Consider the following 10,631-nt stretch of genomic DNA (forward strand, 5'->3'; position numbering starts at 1 on the left):
TAATTATTTATTACAGGCGCAGTTGGATCAAATTGAAAATTTATTGGCTGATTTGACTTAATATTTACAGTCTGTTTAAACGCTTCAGTAAGGCCTTTTGAAATTTGATATTCCAATTTATAGAATAATAGATGTATAGGATCAGAATAACGATCGATCCATTGAGTAAATTTGGAACGAAAAAAAATAGGTAATTGAGATTCTGTCAAAATTTTTATATTAGATCCGTGGAAAAGGTTAATGACATTGGCTGTCTCTTCCTCAAGTAACCCTTCAAAATAATGAACTGATTTTCTGACAATATAACGTATTTCCTGTTCACGTTCTTTGATATAGGCAATCATTTGTTCTCTGATTTGTTCTTGTTGTTCATACCATTTTTTTATGTTTTCAAGTTGTTCTTTTAGTTCCTCCGTGGATTGTTGAGATAAATTTTGTAGCGTTTCTATTTCATGATAAAGGTTCTCCGCAATGAAACGAAAACGCATTTGAAAAACATGGAGTTTTTCCTTACCTCTAGAACCCAAATTTATCATCGAATGGATTTGCTCTTCTATTTTCGGTAAACCTGAATTCTCAACAAGTTGCTTATCTCCTTCTAACTTTCCTTTTAATGCCGAGATGGCAGAAAGAGGATAAATAGTTAATTCTTTTTCACCCATTATATTAGCTAATCTTCTTTGTGCAACATCCAGCGCATCTTCCAATTCCCCTTCGTCAACCAAATCCGCAAAATTAGCAACAAAAACAATACGGTCCTTTCCCTGTTTTAGAAGCGTGTCCTTCAAAAATGTTTTTTCAGAGCCCCTCACCGGAGCTGTTAAGTCGATCATAAATAAAACCACATCAGCTTTTGGAATATAATTATAGGTAATATCTGCTCGATGCTGATTCAAATCATTAATCCCTGGTGTATCGATAAGCACCACTCGATTTTCCAATAAAGGATGCGGTAGGAACAGTTTTAAATACTTTATTTGATCTGGATCAAAATCAGAGTTTGCGGTATACTGTTTCAAAACTTCATTTGTAAGAGGCTTGTCCTCAGTTGATCCATCAGTTTTAATAATCTGAAGACCTTTTTTGTCACCGTACATTAAAGCATTGATCGTTGCAGTTGTCGGGGTCACATCAACGGGTAAAAGTTTTTCTCCCAAAAGAGCATTTATAAAAGTTGACTTTCCTTGTTTAAATTCTCCTACAATAACAATGCTATAAAAGTCATCTATAATGTCCTGATAAAGATCATCTAGGTTTTGAACTAAACGACTATTAGGTATAAGTCTTTGTACATTAGATCTGACCATATTGATCATTTTCTTTAATTCTTGAATTTCTTCTTTATAGTTCATAGGGGTACTCCTTCAAGCTCTTTTTTTGTATTTAGTGCTATAGACACTTTTTGAAGGTCCTGTTTTAATGTTAGAAGCATCTTTTCCTGCCGGTTTAAATTTTCCAGTTTTCTCTGAATTTCAGATTGCTCAAGGTGCGTGTTTTCGCGCAACTGGTTAAGCTGGTTTTCAATCTCTGCAATATTAGTTTCTATTATTTTTTTGAACTCTGTTCGCAAAGCCTTCCCTAACACTTCCCATTCCCGCTTTAAATCACTTACCTTTTCTTTATTTTTTGTTTCAAATTGATTAATGATTTTAATTCGAAACTTTCTTCGAGTAGTTTCTCCCATAAGTTTTACCATACCTGATTTAACCAAAGAGACACCGCCATAGATAATCCCAGCTAGAATACCCCCTACAGCAATCATCCCTTTGACAAAAAGGTTTGAACTATTTGTCCATGCGGTATTCAGTTCCTCAAATATTTCATCAAAAATGTCAGGATGCTGTTGAGTATCCTGAGCAAGGTCTTCAGACAATCTGGAAAGTGTCACCACCTCATCATTACTAATTAATCTATCAAAAGCTTGATTAAGCCTATCCCATTCCTGGTCTAAATTTTGGCTTGCCAACTTAATTATTTCCGAGATAGACATTTCTACACGCTTTTTCTTTTCAAGATGAAGCGTGCGTTCAAGCGGTGCAATTTCATCCTCAATTTCTCTTGCAATAGCTTGCGGGTCTAGATATTCATAACGATCAATAACTGATAAAGCCCTTGACGAGATATGATCTAATTCTTTTTCATACCAACTTATAATTTCTTTTCCTTTATAACTCAGCTGAGACTCAATTTTGTGAAGCGCTTTTTTGCCGGTTTTTCTAACATTCCTTACACGTGGTTTAAATGCCTCAATCTTCTCATCTAAATGCTGAATATCACTTACAAGCGTTTTACGCTGAAATTCAATGCTGTTATTTATTACATGGTCGATAATTTTATTTGAGGCTTGTATAGGTTTTAAAAGTTTAATGGCCCCTCTTTCATATTGTAAAAATTTCGATAGAGCTTCCTCAAACTCAAGTATCCCTGTATCTTCTATGTCCCATGTTGGAATAGGGTGCCCAAACTTATTAACCAATTCCTCACCATTCATCTTTCTTCTCGCATTTAAAGCCTGTTTAGCTGTTATTAAAAATACTTTTGTGTCTCCTAATATTGGCTTTAAATGTTCTCGGGTAAAGTCTTTAACTTTTTCAATCTTTTCATCGCTATCTAAGACATCTTTAAAATTGATCACTATAAATATTTTCTGAATATCATTGACTAACAAACGATCCCTAAGAAAACTCATTTCCGACTGCGCTAATATTTTTTTTGCTGAAAGTAAAAGGATAGCTGCATCCGCATTGGGTATAATATTGTTTGTTATTTGCTCACGAGCTGGGTCCAAATCATTGGTTCCAGGTGTATCGATAATAGTTACACCATCCTTGCAAAAGGATAAAGGTGCGGAAATGTCAGCAAATCGAATCTCCTTTATCTTTTCAACCGCTTCTTTATATTCTTTTTCTGAATCCGGATCCCCTTCAATTGGGTCCATAGGTGCAATGATTTTTTTAAATTCCTCTTCCGATATTCTTTTTGGTAGTTTTGCTTCATCCCGATAATACAGTGTAATCGACGGTTCATCACCATAAGAAATGATGTTTAATATAGTTGTTGTTGGTCGGGCTAATGATGGTAAAATTTTCTTTCCTAACAATGCATTAATAAACGTTGACTTTCCTCTTGAAAATTCCCCGACAACTGCAATTTGAAAGGAATCTTCTATTATTTTTGTTTTATGTAATTCGACTTTTTTAACCCCTTTGTCAAAGCCAACTTCTTTAAGAATTAATATAAGTCTATCAAGCTTTTCACAGACAAAATCACGTTTCCGAATATAATCATTTAAAGAAAATGACAATCCTAATCATACTCCTTTAATATTGTAAAACCCCATTTAATTTAGATAATAACGATCTTATGGAAAAACAATTGGATATTTCTATTACATAGAGTTTTAACTCAAAAGTGGTATCGTTATCCACAGACCCGATTAAAAAAGATTTGCTTATCATACGGGTAACGGGCCTCCATATATAGTGGCGCGATACATCTCATTTCCTCATCCGTTTATCTCATCAAGTAATTTCATTAATTACAGGACATATATATAAGGACAATAATAATACAAATTGCAATGAATCTCGTTCGGTTAATCCTTGTTTGGACAGCCGAAATATCGAACTTTAAAGGTTCAGGTAGACAGTCTACTTGATTTTCTATCAATGTTATAAAATCTGCTGAAATATCAATCTCAGGTAGTTTCGGAGCCATTATTTTAGGCCAATTCAATAAGGTTTCATATTTCCTGATAAAATCAAAACCAATTCCCTGATCATATAGAACATTTATTTTATCGACAAGATACTTCGTTTCATTTATATCTTTAGAATTAAGCATTGAATTTAAAAACCTTTCGATACAGGGCTTAATTTCTGTAATAAAAGAATGTAAGAAAGTATAATAAGATCTAATCCTTTTAAACTTATGATTATCTAGCTCCACCGCAAACAATTGTTTTAGTTGGTCACAATGTTCATTCCATTTTTTAGCTAAACCCGTTGCATAATCAATTTCATTCGCCAAAATGTTATGTAAAGCGTGATTTACATCCGCCTTAAATTGATTAAAACTCTCAACGATTTCCTCCTGCAATTGATCAATTTCTTCAGCATATTCTGTTAGTCGCTCATAATCATCCAGATAACGATTATAATGATCCTTAAATCGTTCTAACCTTTCTTGTGAAAAAATAATAATATGACTATTTATTTCACTCCATTCTCTTTTTAATTCATTACCATTATTATAAAATTGTTGTAAATCCGACTCGAATTGTTCCCTAAGCTCCCCATAATTAAGTATTTTTATTTCACATTTTTTTACCCACAGGGTATTTAATGTTGGGCTCAATTTCCAAAGTTTTGATCTTAAGAACTCTATTGATTTAAAAGGATATGAAAAGGATTTTTTTACATATGATATTTTTTCTTTTAATATCTGCAATTGTATTTCCGTCTGGGCTTTTTCATCTATAAGGTTATGAAATTGTTCGAGAAATCCATTAAATTGCGATTCAATTTCGTTAAGTTTTAAGTTGGTTTTTTCTTTTAACAATAGTTGATCCGTTTCTTCCAATAGATTGTTTAGGCGTAAAAGAATGCGATTTAATTTAAGACTGTCATCCTCAATAAGTTTTGTAATGATCTTTTCTATTGTTTCCCAATTCCCATATGTAAGTTTTTTTGAATCCTTTTCTAATTTTCCTTGTAAGGAAAGCTTAGCAGATATCGGTATTAATTCTTGTAAAACACTTTTTAGTTTGCGGGAACTATATGCAATATGTTCCTCCAGTTCTTCATCTTCACCTTCATATAGGTCAATTCCATTAACAATCCCAATGGTAGGAATGGCATCTTTCTTTAACTTCTCTAATTCGATCATCTGTGTTGTTGTACCAATATTATAAACATCGAATAACCAAAGAACTATGTCCGCGTGTGGAAGAGCTAACCTTGTGGCGTCAGTATGATGTTGATGATCCGCGTTTAATCCAGGGGTATCTATTAAACTTATGTATTGTAATAGCTCATTAGGGTATTGGACTTCTATAAAGGATAGTTTGTTACGAAGTTCTTGACCCTCATTACTCTCTGTGGTAAGTAGCTGTAATTGGTTAGGATTAAATGTCCGACTATTGCCATTCTTTAAGTGACCAATTACTTTATAACTGTTACCATAAGTCAATTTTGTGACAATAGAAGTTGTGGGTATAACGTCTGAGATAAGAAGTTTCTGACCTAACATGGCATTAATAAAAGTGGATTTCCCCGCCTTAAATTCACCAGCAATCATTACGCGTAAAGGTTCCGATGCATACTTTTTTAATTCAGAAATTCTTGTATTTAAGTGGGACATTAGTGGATCCACATTCTTGATTAAATCTTCCAACTTTTCCAAGGCTTCCACAATATATCTTTGATGCTTATTCAACCGTTTTCAATCCTTTCAAGTTTTGAGTAAAATGAATATTTGCTTGGATTGATACGTGTTTTTTACGTTTAGGTCATGTTTTTCCAATACACGATGTTGAATAGAACCATTAGTTCTCATAGGAATTTGAAAAAATCCACTTTTAAATCTGTAAACACGTCATATAACTTGCCAAACATTGGATGTATGCTTTATTTATAGTTTATAATATAGATTTACAAAATTCTACATAAAATGCCATTTTTGACGGTATTCTTGTATTTTTTTTAACAAGTTTTTACAGTAAATTAACTATATTTCCAACTCACATAGGTTTGAAAGAGAATCCCATTGTAGAAACGTTATAGCAGGATAGCAAATGGCAATATCAAAAATAAGTAACGAATATAGGAGATTTACCATCATCCTTGCAAGTATCAATGGATGAGGTCTCTCATCTATAGAGATAACGAATCCGTCCTCATATCCCACTGCCCTTAAGAAAAACCATACATAATTTTATATTTTTAACATAAATGCTCAAAATATGGAGTTTTGTCTATGGGCATGTTCACCGAGTTTGGAGGCATTCCTTGAGGAGAAACGACACGAATAAAGAAGCCGTTAATCCAATCGTTAGCGAAAAGTAGGGTAATTCAATAGATGAAAACAGTCAAAACACGCTCACCTTAGACGTATCTCATTATTCCATGCAAAAAAACAGCGGACCGCTTACTGCATTTCCCGCTGTTCCATGATCCTTCTGTAGGGTTGCCGTGAGTAGCTACCGGTATAAAAATAGGGAGTCGAACGGCGAAGGGGGACACTAAGCTTGTCCCCTATTTCTAATCCTGCCAAAAAATCAATAGTTATGCCTTTATCTTTTTTATAATGCGCTTTGACACTTAAACGAATGATGACTTCAATACTGGGTTCTTACCCGTTTCCCATTTTAAAACGGATTAGCAATTCACATGCATTTTTTCAGCGAGTTCCGTTTGTGACCAACCCCTTTTTTCTCTCCTTTTTTAACCGTTCACCAAAAATCATGTACATCCATCCTTTCTCTATGTTCCTTATTGATGGAATGGATAGTTCTAGGCGCAATAAGGCGCAACCTCTTGTTGCTAGTAAAAAATCATGCTCAAGCTGTATCTTTCATCATCACTTTCCATTTCCTAAATGGCCAAAATGACACTTATACAACATTATTACTTTGTTTTGAATCTTGAAAATTACCAATTGTAGGATAATAATGGAATTAACAAGCATGCTACTCCTTTTTTTGGGGAGAGTTGAGCGGGGTTACGCCATCAACACCTGAAAAAAGCAGGGGGCAAACTTTTGGATGGATAGGCTTGGGGAGTGAGTTTTGTGAAGCATAAAGTATATACACTCCTTGCCTTCGTCATTTTTATTTGTGTCATTGTTTACTGCATTCATTTACGCGTGCAAAATCATAAATTGGAAGGCTATGTCAATGAAAATCTAAACAATTTATTAAAACCGATTGAATTGGATTTACAGCAAAATCAAGATATATTAAATAAAGCGATTAGTAGCGGGGCTATCTCTAAAATGGATCTTCAAAGCCTATCCTTACTGTTAAATGATATCGTGATCAATCTTAATGACCTCATGACCATTGAATCACATATTGCTGACACAGAAGAAGCCGGATCCATCACCAAAGAATTATTATTTAGAGAAAAGAAATATATCGATAGCATAAGGGGCGGATTAACTCGACTAAACGAAGAGCAGCTCCAATCATTTAAGAAAATGAAAGCGATCCATTCCACTTTGTTGAACATTTATGCAGATGAGGATATCGCGAAAACGCATTTTAAAGTTACAAACGAAAAGTGGTTAACAGTCCTTAGGAGGATGGATCAAGACATCGTCAAGAAAGATCTTGTTGGGGCATTTTGAGCTAAAATGATCGGCCATCATAAGCGACATGTGGAACAGATCACAGGTGGATCTGTTCCTTTTTTTAAATGAGCATTTTGCACATTTTTCAACCCAAGAGCCATAAGGTTTTCTAAATCATAAAAAAGGACTTCACCCCTTATTTGTAGAATTTTGAAGTAACCAAACCACAAAAATCCACAAGGAGGAAGTCACTTTGTATATTCTACAAGAAAGTCTATTTTCCTTTGAAGAATTGCAAATTTTAGAGTCAAAAGAGAAATTACCGATCTTTTTTAGTGCTCTAGATTTGCGTCCTTATGCTAAACAATTGAAAAGTTCTTCACCCCAAGGGGCTGAAGGACATTCCAAAGAAGGGATATTAAGGGCTCTTATCGCTGCCCCATTAGAAGGTATTGATACTTTTACTTCTCTTCACAATCGATTGAAAAATGACCTGCGTTTTCGTTACCAATGTGGTTTAGATATTAGCAGGCCTGCACCATCCATCTCTACTCTTAGCCGAGTATTTTCTTCACTAACCAAAACTGGACTCGTGAAAAGAATCTTTCAAGATCTCGTCCAGTTAGCTCAAGAGGAAGGAGTAATTGATGGAAAACATCAGGCTATCGACAGTGCCGCCATTGATGCTTACGAAAAGAAGCAGCCTAAGAAGCGAAGTGAACAAACAGGCAACGCCAATTGGGGGGCAAAGTTTGATTCCTTCGGTAATAAAATTACTTGGTTTGGCTATAAGATGCATCTTTCCGTTGACACCAAAAGTGAATTACCAATGGCGATTGAAGTAACCCCTGCTCATATCAACGATGGGGATGTCGCACCACAATTAATTGAACAAGTAAAGAGTTGTACAAACTCTAAAATTGATTTCCTGATAATGGATGGTGGGTACGACCAGCTTAAAAACTACGAATCCGCCAAGAACATTGGGGCTCAAGCTATTATTCCACTCAATTTGCGTAATGAAAAGGAGCCTCCCGAAGGAATTGCCTCCAATGGAACCCCACGCTGTTCTATGGGGTACGAAATGACTTATTGGGGAGCCAATAAGGATCAGCTCAAATTCAGATGTCCACACGCAACCGGAAAAGTGGATTGCCCATTAGGAATGGCAGCCTGTTCATCCTCCAACTATGGAATGGTAGTAAAAATTAACGTGAATAAGGATCTTCGCCGGTACTCTAATCCACACCGCGATTCCAAACGTTGGAAAGAACTTTACAATGAGCGAACCAGTGTAGAACGGTGCAATTCAAGAATGAAAAGTTATCTTACAGCGAACTCCCTGCATGTGTGGGGAATCGATAAAGTAAAAACTCATATTTACTTGAACGCCATCGTATTACTGGTTTCAGCTCTCGCAATGGCAAAAGAGAGTAAAAAGCAACAAACCGCTTAAAAAATTTTTAAAGCGAAAAATTCTGCAAGTACGCCCAAAAAAGGACAAACAGAATATTTGTAAACCAAAGATACAAAATACCCCAATTTATTTGGGTTTCTTTTAAAACTCTTTTTAATAAAAATCTAATTTTGCAAAATGCTCTAATAAAAATCTAATTTTGCAAAATGCTCACATACCAAAATCCCACAGAATTCTTAAAGTATTTCTGCGGGATTATATATTAGATTTAATCTTTAAACTTCAAAGAAGTGCTTGTCGGGAAATGAAACAGCACCGTTAGAAGCAACTATTGTGCGATTTTTAAAATTGGTTTGATGGTGAACCCATTCTTGGAATCTTCAAAGGCTTTGTTAATATCGTCAAAATTGTAAAAACGGACTAATTTATCAAACGGGAACAGGCCTTTTTTATAATAATCAACCAATTCAGGGATGAACACTTGCGGCACTGCCTCTCCCTCAATCACACCCATCATCGTTTTCCCTTCTGCCATCAGATCATTGTGGACATCGAGGGTCATTTCAGGTGTAACACCCACAATGGCAACTTGTCCAAGCGGACGCAATGCTTGAAGCGATTGGCGGACAACAACAGGTACACCGGTCGTTTCAACGGCATAATGAGTGCCGCCATTCGTAATCTCTTTAATGTTTTTCACAATATCGACTTCTTTGCTATTTAATGCAGCAGTAGCTCCTAATTCTTTCGCCATCTCCAAACGATTCGCATGAATATCAATAGCGATGATATGTTTGCATCCGACGATTTTGGCTGCCATAATCGCGCTTAACCCTACAGCCCCACAGCCATAGACGGCAATGGAAGAACCGAACTCCGGCTTCAATTTATTTAAAACCGTGCCAGCCCCCGTTTGAATTCCGCAGCCCAACGGTCCTAATAGAGAGATGTCGACCTCTTGATCCACTTTCACAACGTTTCTCTCATTTGCAATCGCATATGCGGAAAAAGAAGATTGGCCGAAAAACGTTGATATTCCTTTGCTATCCTGATGAATCCGATGATTTCCGTCTTCATCCGTTCCGCCGAAATTCAAATCATTAAAATTGACGCATGTCGAAGGATGACCGGTTAAACAGTTTTCACAATGGCCGCAGGAAGCATAAGAAATGACAACATTATCTCCCGGCTCCACAGTTTTTACACCTGATCCGACTTTTTCTACAATTCCGCTGCCTTCATGTCCTAAAACAACGGGAAACGGCGTCAACCCCATATCTCTCGCAACTGCATCCGTATGACAAACTCCGGAAGCCACCACTTTAACTAATACCTCATTCGCCTTTAATTCGGATAGCTCCACATCTTCGATTTTAAAGTCTTCCCCTTTGGTATGAATCACTGCCGCTTTTGTTTTCATGAGAGTATCCCTCCTGTTCGTTTGTATGTATGCCCATCAAAAAAATTTTATGAGGATTTGCCTTTAATATTGACAAGATGCTTGTCATTTATACTCAAGTTTGACACCATTTCACTACATGTGGATAACTAAAGGTGATTATACCAATAGTTATCCACTTTGGTCAAGTCCATTTTATTGTCAGTATGTGTCAAGATTTTCTCGACAACCTTTATAGATCAATATCTCCGGCACCCTAATTTTGTACGCCTACCCTACCGCGCTATCGCTTGGTATCCTGTGTGATTTCGTTCATTCAAAGAATGAATCAAAATCACACAGGTTGATATTTTGGGTTAATACTTGAACCCTTTGATAAGCTGTCCCAAAGCGGATGAACTTGGGCCGTTCAACGGGATACGCCCATGCTTCACACCAATGGAAGGGCGCGTCTTTTGATGGAGAATTTCAGCCTTTTTGACGACCCTCTTCACTTCACGGTGTTTCCTTGCGCTTCTCCTCTGA

The 10,631-nt window shown here is 36.1% G+C and carries 6 protein-coding genes; 2 read left to right on the forward strand and 4 right to left on the reverse strand.

Features of this window, described 5'->3' with window-relative positions; all coding sequences use genetic code 11:
- The 3 genes from H532_RS0113375 to H532_RS0113385 form a co-directional block, all read right to left on the reverse strand.
- Window positions 1–1,352, reverse strand: a 1,352-nt coding sequence (locus tag H532_RS0113375; RefSeq protein WP_027725896.1) for a dynamin family protein, incomplete at its 3' end; no start/stop codon positions are given.
- Entirely contained in the window at window positions 1,349–3,304 is a 1,956-nt protein-coding gene (locus H532_RS0113380; protein WP_027725897.1) for a dynamin family protein, read from the reverse strand. The genes H532_RS0113380 and H532_RS0113375, both read right to left, overlap by 4 nt.
- A 230-nt stretch (window positions 3,305–3,534) precedes the next feature.
- Window positions 3,535–5,436 (reverse strand): dynamin family protein, encoded by a 1,902-nt coding sequence (locus tag H532_RS0113385; RefSeq protein WP_027725898.1) that lies wholly within the window; start codon window positions 5,434–5,436, stop codon window positions 3,535–3,537.
- A 1,353-nt stretch (window positions 5,437–6,789) separates the two neighbouring features.
- Between H532_RS0113385 and H532_RS0113390 the strand changes: the two genes are divergently transcribed.
- The gene (locus H532_RS0113390; protein ID WP_027725899.1) at window positions 6,790–7,347 is read left to right on the forward strand and encodes a hypothetical protein; all 558 of its coding nucleotides are present in this window, start codon (window positions 6,790–6,792) and stop codon (window positions 7,345–7,347) included.
- 196 nt (window positions 7,348–7,543) lie between these two features.
- Window positions 7,544–8,746 (forward strand): transposase, encoded by a 1,203-nt coding sequence (locus H532_RS0113395; RefSeq protein ID WP_027725900.1) that lies wholly within the window; start codon window positions 7,544–7,546, stop codon window positions 8,744–8,746.
- A gap of 289 nt (window positions 8,747–9,035) precedes the next feature.
- Here H532_RS0113395 and H532_RS0113400 read toward each other — a convergent pair whose 3' ends face one another.
- Window positions 9,036–10,127, reverse strand: a complete 1,092-nt coding sequence (locus tag H532_RS0113400) for an NAD(P)-dependent alcohol dehydrogenase (protein WP_027725901.1) — start codon at window positions 10,125–10,127, stop codon at window positions 9,036–9,038.
- Between the last annotated feature and the right edge of the window lie 504 nt (window positions 10,128–10,631).

The sequence above is a fragment of the Tuberibacillus calidus DSM 17572 genome (genome assembly GCF_000430685.1).
Classification (GTDB): domain Bacteria; phylum Bacillota; class Bacilli; order Bacillales; family Sporolactobacillaceae; genus Tuberibacillus; species Tuberibacillus calidus.

Excerpts from the sequence above, each read along its gene's own strand:
- H532_RS0113400 (WP_027725901.1), bottom strand. The coding sequence starts at position 10,127 with ATGAAAACAAAAGCGGCAGTGATTCATACCAAAGGGGAAGACTTTAAA.